The sequence below is a fragment of the Dactylosporangium sp. CA-092794 genome, from assembly GCF_050948465.1.
Classification (GTDB): domain Bacteria; phylum Actinomycetota; class Actinomycetes; order Mycobacteriales; family Micromonosporaceae; genus Dactylosporangium.
Map to the genome: position 1 here is coordinate 1,718,391 of NZ_CP192044.1, position 20,112 is coordinate 1,738,502.

Annotated in this window: 20 protein-coding genes and 1 pseudogene; 7 read left to right on the top strand and 14 right to left on the bottom strand. The window is 71.1% G+C overall.

Annotation, left to right across the window (positions count from 1 at the left end):
• Positions 1 to 125 precede the first annotated feature (125 nt).
• The 3 genes from ACQPXD_RS07565 to ACQPXD_RS07575 all read right to left on the bottom strand — a co-directional run bounded on the left by ACQPXD_RS07565 (position 126) and on the right by ACQPXD_RS07575 (position 2,299).
• Positions 126 to 1,037, bottom strand: coding sequence for a tyrosine recombinase XerC (locus ACQPXD_RS07565; protein WP_432836137.1), 912 nt, complete (start codon positions 1,035 to 1,037; stop codon positions 126 to 128).
• 678 nt (positions 1,038 to 1,715) lie between these two features.
• Positions 1,716 to 2,081, bottom strand: a complete 366-nt coding sequence (locus ACQPXD_RS07570; RefSeq protein ID WP_432836139.1) for a hypothetical protein — start codon at positions 2,079 to 2,081, stop codon at positions 1,716 to 1,718.
• Positions 2,078 to 2,299, bottom strand: a complete 222-nt coding sequence (locus ACQPXD_RS07575; RefSeq protein ID WP_432836141.1) for a hypothetical protein — start codon at positions 2,297 to 2,299, stop codon at positions 2,078 to 2,080. The genes ACQPXD_RS07570 and ACQPXD_RS07575 overlap by 4 nt, the downstream gene beginning before the upstream one ends.
• Before the next feature lie 161 nt (positions 2,300 to 2,460).
• Between ACQPXD_RS07575 and ACQPXD_RS07580 the strand changes: the two genes are divergently transcribed.
• The 3 genes from ACQPXD_RS07580 (at position 2,461) to ACQPXD_RS07590 (ending at position 4,607) form a co-directional block, all read left to right on the top strand.
• Positions 2,461 to 3,408 (top strand): bifunctional helix-turn-helix transcriptional regulator/GNAT family N-acetyltransferase, encoded by a 948-nt coding sequence (locus ACQPXD_RS07580; protein ID WP_432836142.1) that lies wholly within the window; start codon positions 2,461 to 2,463, stop codon positions 3,406 to 3,408.
• A gap of 147 nt (positions 3,409 to 3,555) precedes the next feature.
• Positions 3,556 to 3,909, top strand: coding sequence for a YraN family protein (locus tag ACQPXD_RS07585; protein ID WP_432836144.1), 354 nt, complete (start codon positions 3,556 to 3,558; stop codon positions 3,907 to 3,909).
• A complete protein-coding gene (locus ACQPXD_RS07590) occupies positions 3,909 to 4,607 on the top strand; it encodes a magnesium chelatase domain-containing protein (protein WP_432836146.1) in 699 nt (232 codons plus the stop codon). Before ACQPXD_RS07585 ends, ACQPXD_RS07590 begins: the two co-directional genes overlap by 1 nt.
• 242 nt (positions 4,608 to 4,849) lie before the next feature.
• On the opposite strand, the gene ACQPXD_RS07595 is transcribed toward ACQPXD_RS07590, so the two are convergent.
• Together ACQPXD_RS07595 and ACQPXD_RS07600 are read right to left on the bottom strand one after the other, a co-directional pair.
• Positions 4,850 to 6,085 carry a phage major capsid protein gene (locus tag ACQPXD_RS07595; protein ID WP_432836148.1) on the bottom strand — a complete coding sequence of 412 codons (1,236 nt, stop codon included), beginning with the start codon at positions 6,083 to 6,085 and terminating at the stop codon, positions 4,850 to 4,852.
• Between the two features lie 283 nt (positions 6,086 to 6,368).
• Positions 6,369 to 6,917 carry a hypothetical protein gene (locus ACQPXD_RS07600; RefSeq protein ID WP_432836150.1) on the bottom strand — a complete coding sequence of 183 codons (549 nt, stop codon included), beginning with the start codon at positions 6,915 to 6,917 and terminating at the stop codon, positions 6,369 to 6,371.
• Between the two features lie 717 nt (positions 6,918 to 7,634).
• On the opposite strand from ACQPXD_RS07600, the gene ACQPXD_RS07605 reads away from it, so the two are divergent.
• Positions 7,635 to 7,925 (top strand): hypothetical protein, encoded by a 291-nt coding sequence (locus ACQPXD_RS07605; protein WP_432836152.1) that lies wholly within the window; start codon positions 7,635 to 7,637, stop codon positions 7,923 to 7,925.
• Between the two features lie 42 nt (positions 7,926 to 7,967).
• Here the strand turns inward: ACQPXD_RS07605 and ACQPXD_RS07610 are convergent, their stop codons facing one another.
• The 6 genes from ACQPXD_RS07610 to ACQPXD_RS07635 form a co-directional block, all read right to left on the bottom strand.
• Positions 7,968 to 8,402 carry a hypothetical protein gene (locus ACQPXD_RS07610; RefSeq protein WP_432836154.1) on the bottom strand — a complete coding sequence of 145 codons (435 nt, stop codon included), beginning with the start codon at positions 8,400 to 8,402 and terminating at the stop codon, positions 7,968 to 7,970.
• Positions 8,403 to 8,583: 181 nt separating this feature from the next.
• On the bottom strand, positions 8,584 to 9,021 hold the full coding sequence (locus ACQPXD_RS07615) for a hypothetical protein (protein WP_432836156.1): 438 nt from the start codon (positions 9,019 to 9,021) through the stop codon (positions 8,584 to 8,586).
• Complete coding sequence (locus tag ACQPXD_RS07620) at positions 9,018 to 9,392, bottom strand: hypothetical protein (protein WP_432836158.1); 375 nt, start codon at positions 9,390 to 9,392, stop codon at positions 9,018 to 9,020. Before ACQPXD_RS07620 ends, ACQPXD_RS07615 begins: the two co-directional genes overlap by 4 nt.
• Positions 9,389 to 10,105 carry a helix-turn-helix domain-containing protein gene (locus ACQPXD_RS07625; RefSeq protein WP_432836160.1) on the bottom strand — a complete coding sequence of 239 codons (717 nt, stop codon included), beginning with the start codon at positions 10,103 to 10,105 and terminating at the stop codon, positions 9,389 to 9,391. Before ACQPXD_RS07625 ends, ACQPXD_RS07620 begins: the two co-directional genes overlap by 4 nt.
• A gap of 359 nt (positions 10,106 to 10,464) precedes the next feature.
• The gene (locus tag ACQPXD_RS07630) at positions 10,465 to 10,791 is read right to left on the bottom strand and encodes a hypothetical protein (RefSeq protein ID WP_432836162.1); all 327 of its coding nucleotides are present in this window, start codon (positions 10,789 to 10,791) and stop codon (positions 10,465 to 10,467) included.
• A 355-nt stretch (positions 10,792 to 11,146) separates the two neighbouring features.
• Complete coding sequence (locus tag ACQPXD_RS07635) at positions 11,147 to 12,793, bottom strand: recombinase family protein (RefSeq protein ID WP_432836164.1); 1,647 nt, start codon at positions 12,791 to 12,793, stop codon at positions 11,147 to 11,149.
• Between the two features lie 33 nt (positions 12,794 to 12,826).
• On the opposite strand from ACQPXD_RS07635, the pseudogene ACQPXD_RS07640 reads away from it, so the two are divergent.
• Together ACQPXD_RS07640 and ACQPXD_RS07645 are read left to right on the top strand one after the other, a co-directional pair.
• Positions 12,827 to 13,684, top strand: a pseudogene (locus tag ACQPXD_RS07640) (ATP-binding protein); the annotation flags it as partial.
• Positions 13,681 to 14,913: a DNA-processing protein DprA gene (locus ACQPXD_RS07645; RefSeq protein WP_432836166.1), complete on the top strand. Its 1,233-nt coding sequence runs from the start codon at positions 13,681 to 13,683 to the stop codon at positions 14,911 to 14,913. The pseudogene ACQPXD_RS07640 and the gene ACQPXD_RS07645, both read left to right, overlap by 4 nt.
• A 5-nt stretch (positions 14,914 to 14,918) precedes the next feature.
• On the opposite strand, the gene ACQPXD_RS07650 is transcribed toward ACQPXD_RS07645, so the two are convergent.
• From ACQPXD_RS07650 to tnpC, 3 genes are all read right to left on the bottom strand, one after another.
• Positions 14,919 to 16,061: a pyridoxal phosphate-dependent aminotransferase gene (locus tag ACQPXD_RS07650; protein ID WP_432843699.1), complete on the bottom strand. Its 1,143-nt coding sequence runs from the start codon at positions 16,059 to 16,061 to the stop codon at positions 14,919 to 14,921.
• A gap of 598 nt (positions 16,062 to 16,659) precedes the next feature.
• Entirely contained in the window at positions 16,660 to 16,920 is a 261-nt protein-coding gene (locus tag ACQPXD_RS07655; protein WP_432827772.1) for an IS66 family transposase, read from the bottom strand.
• A gap of 8 nt (positions 16,921 to 16,928) precedes the next feature.
• Positions 16,929 to 18,071, bottom strand: coding sequence for an IS66 family transposase (tnpC, locus tag ACQPXD_RS07660; protein WP_432824394.1), 1,143 nt, complete (start codon positions 18,069 to 18,071; stop codon positions 16,929 to 16,931).
• Positions 18,072 to 18,362: 291 nt separating this feature from the next.
• On the opposite strand from tnpC, the gene ACQPXD_RS07665 reads away from it, so the two are divergent.
• Complete coding sequence (locus ACQPXD_RS07665) at positions 18,363 to 19,499, top strand: phage holin family protein (protein WP_432836168.1); 1,137 nt, start codon at positions 18,363 to 18,365, stop codon at positions 19,497 to 19,499.
• Positions 19,500 to 20,112 lie beyond the last annotated feature (613 nt).

Below are 20,112 nucleotides of genomic sequence, written 5' to 3' on the forward strand. Positions count from 1 at the left end.
CGTCGGATGGCCCGGACAGTGCCCGTTCACCCACCTCGCCGCACGTCCGCCGCCGCCCCTCCGCCGTTCCGCCGCTGGCCCTGCGCAATCAGCCCGCCGCCGGCGCGCACCTTCCGCCGGCGACACTATGCGCGCGGATGCGCCTGCTCGTACGCGCTGCGCAGCCGTTCGATCGACACGTGGGTGTATATCTGCGTGCTCGACAGCGAGGCGTGCCCCAGCAGCTCCTGCACCGACCGCAGATCCGCACCGCCTTCGAGGAGGTGTGTCGCGGCGGAGTGGCGCAGGTCATGCGGCGAGGTGTGCGGCAGGCCGGCCGCCCGCGCGTACCGGTCGACGATCCGCCGCGCCGCCCCCGGCTGCAGCCGTGCGCCGCGGGTGCCGAGCAGCAGCGCCTGGCCGCTCTGCGCGCCCTCGAGCGCCGGCCGCCCGTGCCGAAGCCAGGCGGTCAGCGCGTCGTCGGCCGGCAGCCCGTACGGCACCGCGCGCTCCTTGTCGCCCTTGCCGACGACCCGCACCACCCGCCGCATCCGGTCAACGTCGCCCAGGTCGAGCCCGCACAGCTCGCTGACCCGAATCCCGGTGCCGTACAGCAGTTCGAGTACCACCCGGTCGCGCAGCCCCGCCGCGTCCACGCGGCCCGACGGCGACGTCACCAGCGCCTCCGCCTGCTCGGCCCGCAACACGCTCGGCAGGTCCCGGTGCGCCTTGGGACTGGCCAGCCGCTGGCCGGGGTCGACCTCGACGAGCCCTTCCCGCCGCGCCCACGCGGTGAACGTCCGCGCGGCGGCCGCGTGCCTGGCCAGGCTGGTCCTGGCATCCCCGGCCGCCCGCCTCCGCGCGAGCCACCCGCGGAGCATCACCAGTGTGAGCTCGGAGGGCGCCTGCGCGCCCCCGGCCGCGGCGTGGTCGAGAAGCGACACGACATCGCCCACGTACGCCCGTACCGTGTGCACCGACCGGTTCCGCTCCGCCGCGAGGTACCGCGCGAAGTCGTCCACCGCCTCCCGCATGGCCACAGGCAGCCGCTCGTGCATCTCCGCGGTCCCCGCTGCGGTCGCATCCGCCCTACCGCTGACCGGCGCCCCCGCGCGTGAGGATGAGCCAACACCTCCGCGTGAGGCCGCGCCCGTGCCTCCGCGCCGGGTTTTGTCTCTGCTCGCGCCCGCGCCTCCGCGCGAGGTTGTGCCTGCGCCTGTGCGCCCATGCGTCCGGGCGGTTCGGCTCACCGGGGCGTCTGTGCCTGGGTGCGAGGCTTCGTGGCCGCCTGTGCGCGGCGCTGGCTCGTCGTCGTCCTGCGCTGCGGTCACCACACCAGTCCTCCGCTCGGTCGCGCGAGTCCCGGAACGGGACCGGAAGCTACGCCTCCGCACGATGGTGCCAGCCTCGCCGTCGATTGGCGTCGCAGCGCACCGCCGACCCTCCGCCGCGCCTCGCGCGAACCCGGGCAGGCACGACGGGGATTGGCAGGTCGATCCGTCGATGCAGCAAACCGCGTGACCTTGAGGCGCGTCCGCGCGTGGGTGCCGTAACGGAGCGACCTGCGCCGCAAGCCAGCCCAGGGCAGGGCAGGGCGCCCGCGCCCGGGTGAGGTCCTCAGCGCAGGCGATGACCAATCGAACTGCCTCCGCGGCCCCCGACGCTCGTCGCGGCCACAAGGACGCGTCCGCGCGTCGGCGTCAGGGGCGAGCGCCGGACGGAGACCCGCCACGGAGTCAGTGGCGCTGCTGCTCTTCGAGGAACCGCTCGATCAGCCCGCGCACCACGGCGGCCATCGTGAAGCCGTGCTCGGTGCACCAGGCGCGAAGTTCCGCGTGCCGCTCGGCCGGCAGCCGGAAGGTCACCAGCTGGCTCTCCTCGCCGACCGGCAGACTCCCGCCGAGCGTGCCATGGCTTGCCTCGGGGCCAAGGCTCGGCATGCCGAGCAGGGACCGGCCGCGCAACTCCGGGCTGGCGAGCAGGGACGCCATGCTCGCCGGCGCGGTCCGGTTGAGCAGCCAGGCGGTGATCTCTTGACGGTCGTCGGGCGTGAGCGTCTCGAGCAGCCTGACAAGCTTGTCGACGGCGACGGGAGGATTCATACCGCCACGATAGCGCCCGCTATCCCGCTATCGGCATCGGTCGTCTCCATCGCCACGACCCGAACTCCTTGGATCTCTTCCAGAAGTGCGGGCAGTGACCGGTCGATGACCGCACCCGGCACGCTGACCACGAACTCGTCCGTCGCCACCGCGCCGTCCCGGTTCAGCACTCTCATCTGGCGGATGTCCACGCCCAGGCGGCCGAGCAGGGTGGTCACCTGGCCGAGTGATCCGGGCCGGTCGGGAAGTTCGACGATTACGAGACGTAGCGACATAGGGCAAGCCTGACGAAACGGCGTTTCCACGGAGTTACGACGCCACGTCGCCCGGCTTTCGGCAAATGTTGACGGAGTCAAGGAAAACCATGACGATGTCAACTATGACTATCGATACGGTGGCTGCGGTGCGGCGGTTCAACCGCTTCTACACGAACTTGATCGGCGTGTTGCGGGCCGGTCTGCTCAACTCGCCCTACTCGCTGGCCGAGGCGCGCGTCTTGTACGAGCTGGGCGCCGCGCCCGCGCCCGCGCCCGCGCTGGACGTGGCGGACCTGCGGCAGAGCCTCGACATGGACGCCGGATACCTCAGCCGCATCCTGGGCCGTTTCGAAGGCGACGGCCTGGTCGTACGCGAGCGCTCGGACGCGGACGCGCGCAAGCAGCGCATCAGGCTCACCGACGCCGGCCGGGCGGCCCAGATCGAGCTGGCCCGGCGCTCGGACGCGCAGGCGGCGGTGCTGCTGGCGAACGCGACCGAGGCGGACCAGCGGCGGCTGGTGGGGGCCATGAACGCGATCGAGTCCGTCCTCGGTGAGCGCGCGCCCGCGCGGCCGGCCGTCGTGCTGCGCGAGCCCGGCCCGGGTGACCTCGGCTGGGTCGTCCAGCGTCACGGAGCGCTCTACGCCGCCGAGTACGGCTGGAATGACGAGTTCGAGGCGATGGTCGCGCGCATCGTCGCCGACTACCTGCAGTCGCGCGATCCGCGCTGGGATCGGGCCTGGATCGCCGAGGTCGACGGCGAGCCCGTCGGGTCGATCTTCTGCGTCCGCGCGAGCGAGGGCGCGGCGAAGCTGCGGCTGCTGCTGGTCGAGCCGAAGGCGCGCGGCATGGGCGTCGGCGGCCGGCTGGTCGACGAGTGCATCCGGTTCGCCCGACGCGCCGGTTATCAGGAGATGGTCCTGTTTACCCACGATGTCCTCGCCGAGGCACGCCGGCTCTATCAGCGCGCCGGGTTCGTGCTCGATCGCGAGGAGCGCAGGCCGGCGTACGGACAAGATCATTTGGTCCATCAGGACTGGCGGCTGAAATTTTTGAATCCGGCCCAGTAGTGGCTCCAACCCGTTCGACCAGCACCGCAATCCCGCCCCATACCAAAGTCAAGTAACGTGTCCGATTTAATCCACAAGCACTCGGTTATCCACAGATTGATCTTCAATCCGCCGCATTGATCATCCGGACGCGCCAGAGTCGCCCGCATGACGAACCACAACCAGCTCGTCGGCGGCTTCGGCGAACGCCTCGCCTGCCGGTACCTCGTGTCACAGGGACTCGTGCTGCTCGACCGCAACTGGCGCAGCCGGGCCGGCGAGCTCGACGTGGTCGCCCGCGACGGCGCCGACGTGGTGTTCGTGGAGGTCAAGACCCGCCGCAGTGTCCGATACGGCACGCCGGCGGAGGCGCTGGTCCCGGCCAAGGTCCGGCGCCTGCGCAACCTTGCCCGAATGTGGCTGGCGACCAATGACGTGCGCTACGACCGGGTCCGCTTCGACGTGATCAGCGTGCTGGTCGGCCGCTCGATCGCCGTGCAGCACCTGCGCGGAGCGTTCTGATGGGCTACGCGAAGGTCCGCTCCGTGGCCCTGCACGGCGTCGCCGGTGAGGTGATCGTCGTCGAGGCCGACGTGACGCCCGGCCTGCCGAGCCTCGTCGTCTCCGGCCTGCCGGACGCTGCCCTCAGTGAGGCCCGCGACCGTGTCCGCGCCGCCGTCCACAACTCCGGCGCGTACTGGCCGCAGCAACGCATCACTGTCAACCTGCTCCCCGCCCACGTGCGCAAACACGGTTCGGGCTTCGACGCCGCCATGGCGCTCGCCGTCCTCGCCGCCGGTGCGGACCTGCCGATCGCCCGGCTCGCCGACACGGTCGTCCTCGGCGAACTGGGCCTGGACGGCACGGTCCGCCCGGTCCGCGGCGTGCTACCGGCGGTCCTGGCCGCCAGCCGAGCGGGCGTCGGTTCCGCGGTGGTACCCCTGGCCAATGTCGCCGAAGCCCGCCTCGTGCCCGACATCGAGGTCCTGGCCACCGACTCCCTGGGCCGCATCATCGGCTATCTCTACGGCGCCGAAAGCCTGCTCGATCCCGTCGCAGAGACCCCGCCACCAGATACCGCCGTACTCGACCTCGCAGACGTGCTGGGCCAGGAACGAGGTCGCCGGGTCATCGAGCTTGCTGCGGCCGGCCGGCACCACGTGGCGATGTTCGGTCCTCCGGGTGCCGGCAAGACCAACCCCGGATTTTACCCCCTTTGAGAACCGGGGCGAACCCCCGCGAACCGGGCGCCTGGCGGCGATGAGGCGGGGAAACGCGAACGCGGCCACCCCAACCCCGGCTCGTCAACGGGGTCAGGATGGCCGCGTGCTGTCGGCGGCAGGTCGCGTCAGCGCGGCGATGAAGTGAGCCGCTCAGCGCCTTACGTCCGCATCCCCGCTGAGGCTGCCCGCGATCGGGCGGCAGGGTGCGGTGGGCTTGACCGCCGAGGTCAGGGTACGGGCTACGCGGACAGGTCAATCTTCACAACGCCGCTGGGTCGCAGGACGCCGAAGCCAACGCGTCCCTCGGCCAGGTAGCGGACGAGGTTGCGCTGGAAGTCGGAGGCGCCCACGCCGGCCCCGAGCGCGTCGGGGTCGTAGACGGCTTCGCTGGCGCGGATGTTCACCTCTTCACGCATGAACAGCTGGGTGCTGCCGGTCCAGTCGGCCAGATAACCGGTGCCGACCGCCACCGCTGGGCTGGCGACGACCGGGTAGCCCCAGAGGCGCCGCGCGGCGGACTCGACCGGCACGCGGGAGCCGCTGTCGGCGAGCAGGAGGTTGCCCGTGGTGGAGGCGCTGAGTTCGATCTGTTCCCAGTCCGACGGCGCGAGCGCCCACCCGGTCGGCGTGATGCCCTGGTTCTCCAGGGCCGTGATCGCCTTACGGGTCGTGGTAATGAGGTTCACGGCGTACGCCTGGGTGAGGACGCCGGAAGTGTTGGCGACGCCGAGCAGGTTCTCGCCGGTGCCGTCGCCGTTGATCACTTGGTTCTCGACCTCGCGCTCCCAACCCCAGGCCAACTCGGAGCTGATGAACGCCTCCAATTGAGCAGCGTCACTGAGATGCTGACGTGGGACGGGCTGGGTTGTGTGGGCGATGGTGACGGCTCGTCCATTCACCAGTGTCGTTTCCAGCACGCTCTCGGGCTTCAAGCCGCCGGGGGCAACTGGAGCCGCATTGAAAGTTCTCGTGGTCTGGCGCAGGTATGAATAGACGCCATCCGTGGGCACCGCCGGGATGAGCTGGCGCAGGGACAGGACCGGCTGCCCCAGGGTGATGATCGGGGGTGCCGGGACATCGACCAACGTCACATCGTTGGCCACGACTCCTTTGAACCGCACGCCGTCGCTGGCCGTCTTGACCACGGCCTTGCCCCAGGCGTGGCCCGGGTGACGCTTCGCGCCGGTCGGCGTGTAGCCGGTGAAGCGAGGGCCGTCCTGCTCTGGCAGCAGGCCGACATCGGCGCTGAGGAGGCCGAGCTGACGGTCGAGTGCCGCGTCCTTGTCGGCTTCGGCCTTGGCCTTGGCCAGCTTGGGCTTGAGCTGCTTGGCCTGGTCCAGGTGGTGCTTGACGGTGGCGATCTCGTCGCCGGTGAGGTCGCGGCCAGCGCGCTCGGCGGCGTCGGCGATGTCACGGGCGGAGTCGAGGTGGCCGAGGATCTCGGCCTGGACGGCCTTGAAGTACTTGGTGGTCATTGAAGGAGCCCTCTCGGGGTCTGAAGTCGGCTCCCTGCGCGCGCACGCCACCGGCACGGCCACGAGTCGTGGGCCGTCAGCGGGTGTGTGCAGTTGGCGCTTTCAGGGAGTGGCGACCATCGACGGGTCTGGGCTCCTCGCGCTTGGCCCCGGTGGGCTCCTCGCGCTTGGCCGATGATCCAGTGATCTGCCTGACGTGACGATACCCCCACACCGGGTCAATATGCACTCATCATGCACAAATCGTGGCTCGGCCACGCGATCGAGTACACCGGCCAGCGGTTCAGCCCGAGACGATGCGGCGGGAAACCTCGCGTCCGCCCTCCCACGTGACGATCTCGTGCTTGCCGTCCGACAGATCGGTCTGCCGCCAGGCTTGGCCATTGCTGATGCCCCACGCTGCGGCGTCGCCGTTGCCGTAGTCGGTGAGTACCGCGAACGCCGCCACGGCCCGCACGCGGCCCAGCGAGGCGCCAACCGGGATCTGCTCCGCAATGCGCGCGATGAGTTCCTCGGCGGTGGCGCGGTCGCAGTGGACGAGTTGCACGGCTTGGCCTCCTTGCTCGTACGACAGCGGAGCCACGATCTCGTGGTAGAGCGGCTGCCGGTGCAGCCACCCCGACAACTCGATCTTGCCGTCCGGGTGGGCGAGGTAGCGGTGGAGCGCGCCTCCACTCGCGCGTGTCACGGCGAAGCTGCCGTTGACGTCGGTCACGAGCTGCCTGCCGATGGCCGCGACTGGGGTGCCGGGGTCGACGTCGAGGGGCATGTGGTCGTTCATCGCGCTCAGTAGCGCGTGCATCTCGGTCTCGGTGGTCTTCCAGCGGTGCAACGTGTCACTCCGGTCAATCGATGAAGTATCTGTTCGGATCTATGCATCCACGCCGGCCCCAGCCCGGCCGGCACTCCGGCCGGGGCACGCGCCGCCGGGCGGCCGGTCAATGCAGTGCGCGTGGGTGGGTCAATCCATCAATGCCGACGCGGGAAAGGCAGCTCCGGCAGGGTTTCGTGGACATCGTGAGCGGTCAACGAAGGAATTTCATGAAACCTGCGCGCGAACGCGCGGCAGCACGCAGTGCTCGGCGAGCACACACCCATCTCAACTTTTCAACACCCTTTACCCGGCTCGTGCGCATGCTCATCAATCACCTTGCTCACGTTCGTCACTGCTTGCGCAGTCGCGCCGGTCAACGCGTGCGGATCTCTTGCCTCTGCCATCGTTTCCGGCACGCTGGCCGCGGTGCCTTGGCCGCGCTGGCGGTCCGGATGTCGTGGCGCTGCCACGGCTTCTGCCCGGCCGCTGCCGACGCCTTGGCGCTGCCACGCCTCCAGCGGCTCGGGCTCGCGGTCGCTCCGGTCCGCTGGCTCGACTGGGCGACCCCACCCCTGGACCCCACCCCCTGGGATACCCCCAGCCACCTTTCCGGGGGCAGAACCCTGCCTGAGCTGGGGTCCCGTCGCCATACGTGGGATGTGCGTGATACAAGTGGATCATGGCGGCCTGGATGTTGGCCGAGGAGTAGGGCAAGACCTGGATGAAGGAGTTCCGATGACCGACCCCGGCACGCCCCAGCGGCCCGACCTCGACGCGATGCCCGAGGAGGAAGCCGTGGCCTGGCTGATGGAGCACGGAGATGAACTCATGACCGAGGGGCACCGCGCCGGACCTGGCCGCCTGGTCGACGCCGAGGGCAATGAGGTGATGCGGCAGATCACCGTGCGGTTGCCTGTGGGTCTTGTCGTCCGGCTTGACGCGCACGCGGGCCGCGACCGGGAGGGTCGCTCCGGCTTGATCCGCATGGCGGTCGTTGACCTGCTCAACAAGCTGGATGCCGCGTAGTTGGGGTGGCACGTTCCCTGCCGCAACTGGGATCGCACGCGCTCACAGCCCGTCCAGCCGCCGCCAGTTGCGCTCGTCCCACTGGCTGGCCGCTGCCGCGTCGCGAACCTCCACGTACTCCACGGGGTAGCCGTAGATGTCGTGGGCGACGGGCACCCGCACGGCGGGCCTGACCGGGGCATCGCCCGCCGCTGCCTCGGGGTCGGGCTCATCTCGGTCTTGGCCGCGTTGGCCGCCATCGTCGGCGTCTTGGCCGCGCTGGAGTATCCATACCGAGCCGCCACCCCAGCGCGGCGCCGGAACCTTCCGGACACCGATGCGGTTTGCGGCACGGCCGAGCGTGCGCTCGGCGTGCCCCGCCCGCTTCCCTGCGGCCAGGACGTCACCGGCCAACGCCTCGCCGCCGTGCTCACGCAGGTACGCCCGAAGCCAGGTCGCCGCGCGGGCCAGCGCGGACGCGCCCTCCGGGGCGGTCACGCGGCCCCCCAGGTGCGCGCTCGGCCGCCGGACGCGGGCCGGTGAGGGCGAGACCCTGGGTGACCGGTCCAGCGGCGGCAGAACGGCGCTGAGGCGGCCAGACGACCTGCTCGCCGGGTGGCAGGGCAGCCGGTCTGGCGGTCGTGGTGGCCGTGGTCGGTGGCCGGGCGTGTCGGTGCGCTCATGGTGTCTCCCCTCGGTGCTGCGCGGCGGTGCGTGCGTTGGGTGTCTCGCGCGGCAGGCCCCAGGTCAGTTCGTGGCTGATCCAGGCTTCGGCGAGGTCGGCGATGACGGCGCGGTCGAGCGGGGACGCCGACGCGTAGTCGCCGCCGCCGGTCGGCAGGATGCTCCAGCCACGACGCCGGACCTGGCTGGCGGCCTCCACGAGCGGCCAGACGTGCTGCCGGAACCATGCCTCGGATGGCTCGGTGCGGCGGTCGGTGGTGCGCCAACGGTCCACGGCCAGGGAGCACCAGCGGCGGCCCAGCGTGACCTTGACGAGAAGCGTGCCGCCGGTGGGCGACAGCACCCGGTAGGACCGGGTGTTGCCTTCTCGGCCATCAGGCCAGCCACCCCAGCGGTCACGGATCATGTCCTCGATGGCGGTCCAGGTGGTCACGCCGCACCCCGGAGCGACTCGATGCCCGTGCGGATCTGTTCGGGCGACGGCCAGGCTCCCTGCGGTTCGATGGCGCTGTTGAAGCCCAACATGTCGTTGAAGGCGTGGACCATGCCGCTGACGGTGTTTGACGCCTCAGCCGAGTGGTCACCCTGTGTCTGGGCCGCCGTCGCCAGGATGGCTTCCAGGACTCCCGCAGCACTTGTGGTGCAGGAGTCAAGGTCGATCTCGGTCGTGAGACCACCGGCGGTCATGCGCAGCTTGCGCCCGGCAGCGTCGAGGTGCCACGGCCCCCAGTTGCGCCGGTAGGCGCGCGGGCGGATGGCCGACGCGGGCATCAGCCGCGCGGCGCGTGTCGTGTCGGTGGTCATGACAGAGCTTCACCTTCCCGGTCGTGATCGTCTTGGTCTGCTGCGCGCGCCAGCGCGCCCCCCGTGTCTGGCGGGCGTGGGCGCGTGGGCGTATGGCTGGTGCGGCTTCGCGCCAACCCGCGCCGTGCGACGTCGCGCGCCAGGGCCTTGGCCTTATCGGCGGGCAGCGTCGGCAGGGCGACGGGCCGGTGGTTGCCGTTGGCGGGCGGCGGCGCCGCGCGGAGCGTGGCGGCGGCGTCGTCCGCCTGCCTTTGACTCTCGGGTACTAGAGAGTCCCGAGAGTCAAGAGAGTCGTCTCCAGTTTCTGGAGCAGTGGGAGCGCTCCCGTGGAGCAGATTGGGGTCCGCGCTGGAGCAGATGGACGTCTCTGCTGGAGCAGATGTGTCTTCGGCTGCTCCAGTTTCTGGAGCAGCGCCTGCTCCAGAAACTGGAGTAGGCGCATCAGGCGTGGTCAATCGGTAGTAGACCTTGCGGCGCTGCACCTTCGGGCCGACCGGAGCGAGCCAGCCGAGTGTCTCCAACTGGGCCAGCGTATGAGAGATCGTCGTGGGGGACCTGATGCCGGTCTGCTGCGCGATCCGGCTGTACGACACCCACGCTTTGTCGGTGCCCTTCGCGTGATTGGCGAAGCAGAGCGCCACGATCTTCTGCGTCGAGGTCAACTCCGTGGAGTCCCACACCGCGTCGCGGTACTTCTGCGCGTGCGTCGCCATCAGCGCCCCCGCACTCCGCGGACGGTGACGCCCTTCGGCGCGTACGCCGAGATCGCCACGCCCGCCAACGCTCCAGCCGGGACAGCGCGATTCACCCCACCGGCGGCACGCGTTCCGCTCGCGCCGGCCAAGCGCGGGCCGGTAACGTGCCGGTCGGTGAGGGAAGTGGGGCGGCCTGCGTGGCCGCCCTGCTCGTTTTTCACGCGGCGCGGCCCCTCACGGGCTGGCCTGCGCTGGTGCGCCGCGTCTTGTGCATGGCGACCACGCCTGGCCGCAGCAGCATCGCCAGGCGTTCGCGTCGCTCGGGCGTCAGGGGCGGTGCCTGGCTGACGATCCAGCGGATGTGGTCGCGGTATTCCTCAGCTCGCACGGGCCTCACCGGTCCCGGTGAATGGCGCCGGGGGCTCGTCGAGCAGCTCGGCCATGGCCGCGTAGTCGCGGCGGGCACGGGCCTGGTAGGCGCGCAGCCGCAGCCGTGCGTAGTACGCCTTGCGGGCGGACAGGGCACGCCGGTCACGCTCGTCAGGGTCGAGCACCCGGTCGGGGTCGACCTCATCGAGGAACTTGCGCCACTGGACCGCGCGGGAGGCTTCGGTGCGGGCGGTGCGGTCCGTGGTCTGTGCCCACCCGGCGTGGGCGGCCACGGTGGCGATGAGCCTGCGCTCGTCCGGGTCTTTGGCTGGCATCGTGGCGGCCCCTTCGCAGTGGATCTGCCCGGCGTCCTGGTCGGGGCGTGGCCCTCACGAGAGCAGGCGGCATCACGCAGGGAGCTGTCCGCTCCGTGCGTTCGTGGACCTGTCGTGAGTTGTCGCGTCGGTGTCGGGAGCCACCGCGCGCACGCTCCGGCGCGGCTGCGCTCGGGCATTGCTGGTACGAGTGGAGCGGCTCTGTAAATCCCATACGGTGCCGCCCGACGAGCACGCTAGCCGACGGATCTGACCTGCTCAAACGGCCTGTTACGGCTGCCTAGCGGTGACCAGAGATGAACATGGGCAGTCACCCCAGGGGATGACTGCCCATTGGCCCGGGGCTGCCGGAGCCTCACTTCTTCCAGGTGATCTGCACCGTCTTCGGGTCGAACGGGCTGCGTCCGCGCCGCTTCGCCTCCAGGATCTTCACGTCCATCAACTCCTTGACGATCTCCCGCTGCGCGCCGAGCGAGAGCCCGTCCCACACCTGCCGCACATCCTTCGCGCCGATCAGCGGCGCGAGCGGAGACCGGACCGAGTGTTCAGCCAGCGTCGTCTGCGCGGCGGCGATCTTGCCCTTCAGGATTCTGGTGTTGTGGAGGAACTGCTCCCGGGTGATGCGGTCCTCGCGCTCATCGTCGGCGTACGTCAACAGCTTCTGGCGCCACCCCGCGATCTGCCTCCGTACCGCTGCGAGGTCCACCGCCTGCTCCGCCGGTGCGGCCAGCAGGTTTGCCGCTTCAGGCTGCGACAGGTACTCCACGATGCTGTCGACCACCAGCGCGTCGACGGCGGTGACGTTGCGCACGGTGTGACGCGCACCGGCACCGGATCCAGTCTCCCGGCATCGATACGCGGGCGACACCTTGTCACCTTTCTTGAGCACCTGCATGGTCGCGCCGCAGATGCACAGGTAGATGCCCGAGCCCAGCCACTTGTGCGCCGGTCCAGGCTTCCCGGGCTGACGGTTCGGGTCGATGAGCTTCGCCACCAACGTCCGCCACGTGTTCTCGTCCAGGATCGGCTCCCACGGAGCGCGGCCCCGTTCGTCGTCCTTCGTGTAGTACCGCCCGGCGGGTTTGCGGGCGCCACCACGCCTGCGCTGCGTCTCCGGGCGGTACACGACGATCCCCGCGTTGCGGGGCCGTACCAGGATGTCCTTCAACGTCTCAGCGGTCCAGCGGGTGCCCTTGACGGTCGGCACGTTCCGCTTGCGCAGGTCCAGGGCGAGCGCGCGCATGGACACCCCGCCAAGCAGCGCGTCAGCCGCCCTGATGATCTCGGCTGCCTCGCCGGAGAAGTGCAACTTGACGATCTCCTTGCTGGGCAGCTCACGCTCAACCGTTTCGCCGTCGTCGTCAGGGATCGCACCGTCATCGAGCCGAACAACTTTGCGCACGGTCACGCCGTCCGCCTCGAACCCGTATGGGCGCTTGCCGCCGCCCCACTCCCCGTTGGTCGCCTTCCGTTCGCGCGCGGCGGCAACGCGGCGCGCCGTGTCACTGCTGGACTTGTTGGCCATCGCCACCATCACGCGGGCCATCGCGTGCTCAGCATCGGTGCCGCCGTTGGTGAACCGGAGAGAGCCGCTGAGCGAGTCAGCGCTCACGCGGTGCTCCCGGCACACGTCGATCAGGTCTTCAAGGTCACGCGGGTCGCGCAGCACCCGATCCAGGTCTTCGGCGAGTAGGGCGTGGGCGCGTCCGTGCGCCAGATCATCGAGAACTGACCGGAACCCTGGCCGGTACACGCGCACCTTGATCCGGCCGTCCGGCAGCGTGATCCGGCGCCGCTTGAACGCGGATGCGCTCTTGGAGCCGCCAGGCATCTCGTCGTTCTCGATCACGACGCGGGTGACCGCCCAGCCCCGGCGTTGCGCGTGCTCGCGGAGCTTCGCTTCCCGCTCGGCGAAGCTGCCCTTCTCGTTGCGCGCGTCGGAGAGGCGCAGGTACAGGTCGACGAGAGTCGGGGATTCGGTGATTTCGGGCAGAACCGGCATAGCATTGCACCTTAGTCGAAAAGGGGTAAAAATCCGGTCTTCGGTAAGACCATGCTGGCCGCCCGGCTGCCGGGCGTGCTTCCACCCCTCGACGACCAGCAGGCCATCGAGGTGACGGCGCTGCACTCGATCGCCGGCATGCTGGCGCCCGGCGGTGCGCTGATCCGCCGCGCGCCGATCCAGGCGCCGCACCACACAGCATCCGTATCCGCGCTGGTCGGAGGCGGTGCCGGCCTCGCAAAGCCCGGGGCGATCAGCCTCGCCCATCAGGGTGTTCTCTTTCTCGACGAATGTGCCGAATTCGCCTCCGGAGTCCTCGACGCCCTACGTCAGCCGCTAGAACAAGGCGAGGTCCGGCTCCGGCGCATCTACGGCGAGACGACCTATCCCGCGCGGGCGCAGTTGGTGATGGCAGCCAACCCGTGCCCGTGCGCGAGGCCCGGAGGCCGTCAGATGTGCCAGTGCCCGTCGATCGTGCGCAGGCGATACCAGGCCAGACTCTCCGGACCGCTGATGGACCGGGTCGACCTTCAGGTGGACCTCGACCCGGTGCGCTCGGCCGCGCTGCTGGACACCGAGCACGTCGAGCCATCAGCCGTGATCGCCAAGCGTGTGCTCGAGGCCCGCGGCTCGGCCGTCCAGCGGTGGGGGCCCCAGGCCCGCTCCAACGGCGACGCGCCGTCCGCTCTGCTGCGCGACAAGAGGTTCCGGCTGTCGCGGCTCACCCTGCGCCCGCTGACCGTGGAGATGGATCGAGGTCGGCTCTCAGCCCGCGGGTTCGAGCGGGCGGTGCGAGTGGCATGGACCATTGCCGACCTCGATGGCCGTGCCCGGCCGACTGTCGACGACATCCGTGAAGCCCTCGACCTGCGATCGAGGTCGTTTCGATGAGCCAAGCACCGATGAGCCGGGGGCAGCAGATGAGCAATGACGAACGGATGGCTTGCATCGCGCTGGGGGTGCTCGTCGAGCCCGGCAGCCGCGAGCTCGGCCTGCTGGTGCGGGCGGTCGGGCCGCAGGAGGCGCTGGCCAGGGCGACCGGCGGGTACGGCGTCAGTCCGGCGCTGGCCGGCGCGGTGCGGACCAGGATGCAGGCCGCCGGCGTGGACGGCACGGCGGGCGTGGCCGCCCAGCTTGCGGAGCGGATGGGCGAGCTGGCCGAGCGGCTCGGCGCGCGGATCATCACCGCCGCCGACGAGGAGTGGCCGCACGACCTCGACGACCTGGTGCACGCCAGCCGCGATGGCCACATGCAACGCCGAGATACGGATCCTCCGTTGTGCCTCTGGCTGCGCGGGCCGCTGCGGCTGGCCGAGACGCTGGAGCGGTCGGTGTCGGTGGTCGGGGCGCGGGCGGTCACCGGGTACGGCGGCTACGTCGCCTCCGAGTTCGGGTACGGGCTGGCTGAGCGGGGGTGGACGATCGTGTCCGGCGGGGCGCTCGGCGTCGACGTGACCGTGCACCGCGGCGCGCTGGCCGGAGGCGGGCCGACGGTGGCGGTGCTCGCGTGCGGGATCGACCGGGCCTACCCGGCGGCGAACGCGGTGGTGCTCGAGCAGATCGGCGTCGAGGGGCTGCTGCTGACGGAGTGGCCACCGGGCACGCTGCCGTACAAGACCAGGTTCCTCACCCGCAACCGGGTCATCGCCGCGGCGACCCGAGGGACGGTGATGGTCGAGGCCGGGTCGCGCAGTGGGGCGCGCAGCACACTGGGGTACGCCCGGATGCTGCGGCGCTCGGCCATGGTCGTGCCCGGGCCGATCAACTCCGCGATGTCGGTCGGCTGCCACATCGAGCTGCGGCAGCCGGGGACCGTGCTGGTGACCAGGGTCGAGGAGATCATCGAGGAGATCGGCAGCATCGGCGAGCTCGCCGTGCCGATCAAGGGCGCGGGACGGCCCGAGGACACCCTCGACCCGCTGCAGGCGCGCATCCTCGACGCGGTCCGGCCGCGGCGGGCCATGTCGGCGGAGCAGATCGCCGCCGTGGCCGGAGTCAGCGGGCGCGAGGCCCGGCGCGGCCTGCCGCTGCTGGAGGAGCTGGGGTTCGTCGTGTCGAGTTCCGAGGGGTACCGCCTGAAGAGCCCTCCGCGCGGCCCGCTCGGCGAGGAGGAGTCATGAGACGGTCAGAGCCGCTGCAGCCGGGCGACCGCCTCGTCGAGCACCTCGTCACGCTTGCAGAACGCGAACCGGATCAGGCTCCGGCCGGCCGCCACGTCGTCGTAGAAGACCTGCGTGGGTACGGCGACGACGCCGCAACGCTCCGGCAACGCCAGGCAGAACTCGACGCCGTCGGTACCGCCGAGCGGGGTGATGTCGGCGGTGGCGAAGTAGGTGCCCTCCGGCTGCAGCACCGCGAAGCCGGCCTCCGACAGGCCCTTGCACAGGCGGTCGCGTTTGCGCTGCAGTTCGTCGCGGAACTCCTGGTAGTACGACGGCGGCGAGGCCAGCGCCACGGCGACGGCCGGCTGCAGCGGGCCCGCGTTGACGTACGTCAGGAACTGCTTGACCTTGGTGACCGCCGACACGAGGGCCGGCGTGCCGCAGACCCAGCCGATCTTCCAGCCGGTGCACGAGAACGTCTTGCCCGCGGAGGAGATCTGCACCGTCCGCTCCCGCATGCCGGGCAGCCCGGCGAGCGGCACGTGCTGCGCGGCGGCGTCGCTGAACACCAGATGCTCGTAGACCTCGTCGGTGACGGCGAGCGCGTCGTACTCCAGGCACAGCTCGGCGATCAGCGCCAGCTCAGCGGCGGTGAACACCTTGCCGGTCGGGTTGTGCGGGGAGTTGAGCAGCACCAGCCTGGTCCGCGGGCCGAAGGCGGCGCGCAGCTCGGCGGGGTCGAAGGAGTACCGGCCGGCGTCGACCCGCAGCGTCACTGGGCGGCGGACGGCGCCGGCGAGCGCGATCGACGCGGCGTAGGAGTCGTAGTAGGGCTCGAAGCAGACAACCTCGTCGCCCGGCTCGCACAGGGCCAGAATGCTGGCGGCGATCGCCTCGGTCGCGCCGGCGGTGATCAGGATCTCGCCGTCGGGGTCGTAGTCGAGGCCCCAGAACGCCCGCTGGTGGGTGGACACCGCGGCGCGCAGTTCGGGAATGCCGGGGCCCGGCGGGTACTGGTTACGCCCGCCGTGGATCGCGGCGGCGGCCGCATCGAGCATGGCGGCCGGCCCGTCGGTGTCGGGGAAGCCCTGGCCGAGGTTCACGGATCCGGTGCGCACGGCGAGAGCCGACATCTCCGCGAAGATGGTGGTACCGAACGGGCGCATGCGGGCGACGAGCGGATCACGGGCGGCGTCAGTCACCCCCCGAGTATGCGGCCCATCACCGCGACGGCGGCAGCGGAGACCGGCCGGCCCCGGGAGCGCCCCGGTTCACCACGGCGGCCGAGGCGGCGCGCGCGAGCTTGCGCGGCCGGGAAGCCGCCAGCCCCCGCGGCCTGCGCGGCCTGCGTGGCCGGGGCTTCGCCAGCTCGGACGACCCGGCCGACCGGGGCGCTGCCGGCCCGCGCGACCTGGGCAGATGGCAGCCGCCGCAGGCCTCGGATGCCGGCAAAGCTGTGGAGGGCGCTTGGCGGGCCGGGAGTCGAGCCGTGACCCGACTACAGCCACCAGCGATCATCGACGCCGCCCCGGGGTCGGCGCGGCGGACCGGTGCGGATAGCGCACCCATCGGGCGCAACCTGCGATCCGCGCGGCTGGGCCGGCCGTATGTCTCCGTGATCATGCGCAACGCGGCGTCGACACCAACGGTTTTTCATGATCGTGGAGTGGTGATGTACCCCTGTGTACCGAAAGGTTCCGGGATCATGGCAAACCCGTGGTGCGGTCGCCGCGGGCGGCATGATCGCGGAGACATATGTCGTAACTATTCAGGTTGGGGTGGGAGCCAGGCGTTGCCGGTGAGGGCGTCGCGCAGGGCGGTGAGGACGTGCAGGCCGTTTTTGCGCACGGTGGAGACGTAGCTGCGCACGGTCAGCCAGTGCTGGGCGCCGTGGGGGGTGCGCCAGCCGCCGGAGATCTTCTGCTGGATTTTGACCATGCGGATGTCGCGTTCGGCTTGGTTGTTGTCGAACGGGACGGTGAAGGTGTGGGCGAAGCGCCAGATCTCGCGCCGGAATCCGTGCATCCGGTCGATCAGCGCGAGGATCTTGCCGCGGCCGCCGCTGGTGGGGGTGGGTTGGCGGCGTAGCCGGCCTGGACGGCCTGGTCCCAGCGGTGCAGCAGATCGGTCAGGACGGTCTGGTCGAGACGGTCCCGGCCGGCGGCGACGGCCTGGTTGACCTGGTGTTTGCCCTCGCGGAGCAGCCCGGCCAGGGTCCCGGCCCAGGTGTGGGCCGGGTCGTGTTCGGCCCAGCCGTCCAGTTCCCGCAGGTGGTGAGCGTTGCACAAGGCATGCCCGGCGGTGTCGTAGGCGGGGTGCAGGTACGACTTGAAGCCGTCGTGGACCGCGGTCTGGCCCGCGCCCAGCGCGGTGAGCACACCGATGACGTCGATGGCGTCCCGGCCGCGTTTGTCGTCCAGGTGGTAGAAGGTGCCCAGCGGGGTGCAGGCCACGTGCAGCCACCGCAGCCGGCCGGCCACCCGCAGCCCGGTCTCGTCGAAATGCACCACCGCCGCGGTGCGCAGGACCTGCCGCAGCCGTTGCGTGAAGCCGGTCAGCCGGGTCGCGGCGCGCCCGGTCAGCCCGGCGATCCACCCCGCCGACGGCGCCGCACCGAACAGATCAGCCAGGATCTGCGCGGTACGGTCCACCGGCGTGTGATGGCCGACCAGCAGATAGACCGTCAGGGCCGCGATCGACGGCCCGTACTGCGCCGGCGCGTCCACCCCCACCGGCGCCGCGGCTGTGGTGTGCGTCCCGCACGCGCAGGCGCACCGCCACAGCCGGTGCTCGGTCACCGCCAAGCGCATCGGCGGCAGGTCGAACACCTGCCGCGCCTCGAACCCGACCGGCGCGACACCGGCCAGGACCTCACCGCACCCGGCGCACGCCACCGGCCGGTGATCCACCACCGCATCCGGCTCATCCACCTGTGTCAACGCCGCACCCGGCGCGCCGGGCTGCTTGCCCGCCCGGCGGCCCGCCGCCCGCCGCTGCGACCGCGGCGCCGGCTTCCCCAGCCCATCCGAGGACGGCGGCTTCGACGAGTTGTGCGAGTCCAGCCCCAACCGCCGCTCCAACTCCGCCACCCGCGCCCGCAACACCGCGATCTGCTCAGCCTGGACCACCACCAACGCCGCCAACTCGTCATAGCTGGGACGCGGACCGGCACTCACAACGGACACCGTGCCCTAAACCACCCAGACGATCAAGTCCCTGCCGCCAACCACCTGAATAGTTACCATATGTCCGGCCGCGCAGGTCGGCGGGTGCGCCGGCGGGTGCGACATCCGCAACGTCACCCCGCAGTGCCGCACAGAGAAGAGCGGACGTGACCGGCCGGCGATCAAAGCGTGTGCAGCGGATGACAGGGCCGTGGGACGGAGGTGGTTGGCCAAGGCGACGGACATTACAGGGACCTTTTGCCGAGTGGCGAGGATCTTGCGGAGGGCCTACCGTGACGCACCGTGGATGGACGCCGGAACTTCCCCCAGGACCCGGATGCGGATTCCCGCTGGTACGCGGACGACCGTGGGTACGACGATCGCGGGTACGACGACCGCCGTGACGATCGGATGCGTGACGCCGGTGGGCGCGACGACCGGGACTGGGACGATCGCTCCCGGGACTCGCGCGCCCGTGACGACGCCGACCGCGCCGACCGCGGGTACGGAGACGACCGGGGGTACTCGCCGGCCAGGTATGCGGACGAGCGGGAGTACGGCGACGGGTACCGCGGCGGCCGCGGCGGTGATCCGCTGGGCTACGGCGACAGCCCGAGCGGGCAGTTCAGCGCGCCGGCGGGGCGGGCCGGGGACCCGGGGGAGCTGTCCGGTGAGTACGGGCGGCGGTCGCGGAGGTCCGAGGCGATCGACCGCGGCTCGCTGCAGCGGCCCGTGTCGGGAGGCGGGGCGTCCGGGCTGACCACGTCGGGTGCGCCGGTGTCGGGGTTACCGGCCTACGGCACCCCCGGGTTCGAGGGCTCCGGGCAGCTCGGTGCCGCGTCGGGGCCGCTGGGGTCTGGTGCGACCGGGTCGCTGGGAACAGGGGCGTTAGGGCCGCTGGGCGCCGGTGGGGCCGGGCCGGTGTCCGGGATGCCCGGGATGCCCGGCTCGGTGTCCGGCGGGCCGGGTGCCGGAGGAAGCGGGGCGGGCGGGGTGGGGGTGGGTGGGGGGCCCGGGAATTCAGTGCCGGTGTCGAGCGGGCCGACCGGGGCGCCGCCGAGTGCGTTCGTGGCGCCGACCGCGCTGACCGCGGCCGTTCCGGCGCCGCAGCCGGGTGGGGCGGCGGGTGAGCCGGGCGGGGCGGTGTACCACAGCAAGCAGCCGGGGCTGGCGATCGCGCTCGGGCTGCTCGCGGTCGTGTTCGAGGTGCCGGTCCTGCGGCTGTTCCTCGCCGCTATGACGGCGGACAAGATCGAGGCGGGAGGCACGCTGGCCGGGATGTTCATGATTCCGGCCGTGCCGATGTTCGCGATCGGGCTGTACGGGCTGATCGGCGGGGCGGCCGCGGCGTCGCCCGGGGTGCGCGGGTGGCTGCGGACGCCCTTGGCGTACCTGCCGGTGGCGCTGTTGCTCTTCGTGGCCGCCGGACTGGCCGCCTAGGGGCTTGTGTCGAAGTCGGCGGTGGTGGCGGACCGCGCTGAGGTTCGGGCGTGTCGAGATCGGCAATGAGCGCGGTCTCCGGTCGTTGGTTGAACGACCAGGAACCGTAAGGGGCCCCCGGCGGCGCTTTCTCTCCGTGATCATGCCGAGGAGCGTCCCGAATGGTGGGATCTCCATGATCGTGGAGCGATGATGTACCAGGAGCGGCACTATCACTCCGCGATCATAAGGATCCCGGCCAGTGGACGCGTCCGGTGCATGATCGCGGAAGCAAAACGCCGGACCGGCCGCGCAGGGGGTCGCCAGCGCCGCGCGCGGCGGGCGGGGCCGCTGGGGGTCGCGCCGCTGTGGATCGGCGGGGTTGAGTCGGCCGCTGGATCCTGGCGGCCTGGGAGGGCGCAAGCCGGGGTCGGAGGCGGCCGGGCACCGGCTTTGACCCCGTAACCCCGCCAGCGGTGCCACGCGGTGGGGTGCGGGTCGAGCGCATCCGCGCCGTCGCGGACCGGGGTGGCGCACCGGGGGGGCTACGAAAACCGCGGTGCACATCGCCGCGATCAACGAATGGCTGTGACTGACTGCGATACAGGCCCCAGCCGTCCAGCGGGCCCGGGAA

What these genes read in the sequence shown, in the direction of transcription:
- ACQPXD_RS07620 (WP_432836158.1), bottom strand. Translation starts at nt 9,392, where the DNA reads ATGACCACCGACACGACACGCGCCGCGCGGCTGATGCCCGCGTCGGCC.
- ACQPXD_RS07630 (WP_432836162.1), bottom strand. Translation starts at nt 10,791, where the DNA reads ATGCCAGCCAAAGACCCGGACGAGCGCAGGCTCATCGCCACCGTGGCC.
- ACQPXD_RS07580 (WP_432836142.1), top strand. Translation starts at nt 2,461, where the DNA reads ATGACTATCGATACGGTGGCTGCGGTGCGGCGGTTCAACCGCTTCTAC.
- ACQPXD_RS07655 (WP_432827772.1), bottom strand. Translation starts at nt 16,920, where the DNA reads ATGCACGGATTCCGGCGCGAGATCTGGCGCTTCGCCCACACCTTCACC.
- ACQPXD_RS07590 (WP_432836146.1), top strand. Translation starts at nt 3,909, where the DNA reads ATGGGCTACGCGAAGGTCCGCTCCGTGGCCCTGCACGGCGTCGCCGGT.
- ACQPXD_RS07585 (WP_432836144.1), top strand. Translation starts at nt 3,556, where the DNA reads ATGACGAACCACAACCAGCTCGTCGGCGGCTTCGGCGAACGCCTCGCC.
- ACQPXD_RS07605 (WP_432836152.1), top strand. Translation starts at nt 7,635, where the DNA reads ATGACCGACCCCGGCACGCCCCAGCGGCCCGACCTCGACGCGATGCCC.
- ACQPXD_RS07650 (WP_432843699.1), bottom strand. Translation starts at nt 16,061, where the DNA reads ATGCGCCCGTTCGGTACCACCATCTTCGCGGAGATGTCGGCTCTCGCC.
- ACQPXD_RS07595 (WP_432836148.1), bottom strand. Translation starts at nt 6,085, where the DNA reads ATGACCACCAAGTACTTCAAGGCCGTCCAGGCCGAGATCCTCGGCCAC.
- ACQPXD_RS07625 (WP_432836160.1), bottom strand. Translation starts at nt 10,105, where the DNA reads ATGGCGACGCACGCGCAGAAGTACCGCGACGCGGTGTGGGACTCCACG.
- ACQPXD_RS07645 (WP_432836166.1), top strand. Translation starts at nt 13,681, where the DNA reads ATGAGCCAAGCACCGATGAGCCGGGGGCAGCAGATGAGCAATGACGAA.
- ACQPXD_RS07565 (WP_432836137.1), bottom strand. Translation starts at nt 1,037, where the DNA reads ATGCACGAGCGGCTGCCTGTGGCCATGCGGGAGGCGGTGGACGACTTC.
- ACQPXD_RS07635 (WP_432836164.1), bottom strand. Translation starts at nt 12,793, where the DNA reads ATGCCGGTTCTGCCCGAAATCACCGAATCCCCGACTCTCGTCGACCTG.
- ACQPXD_RS07570 (WP_432836139.1), bottom strand. Translation starts at nt 2,081, where the DNA reads ATGAATCCTCCCGTCGCCGTCGACAAGCTTGTCAGGCTGCTCGAGACG.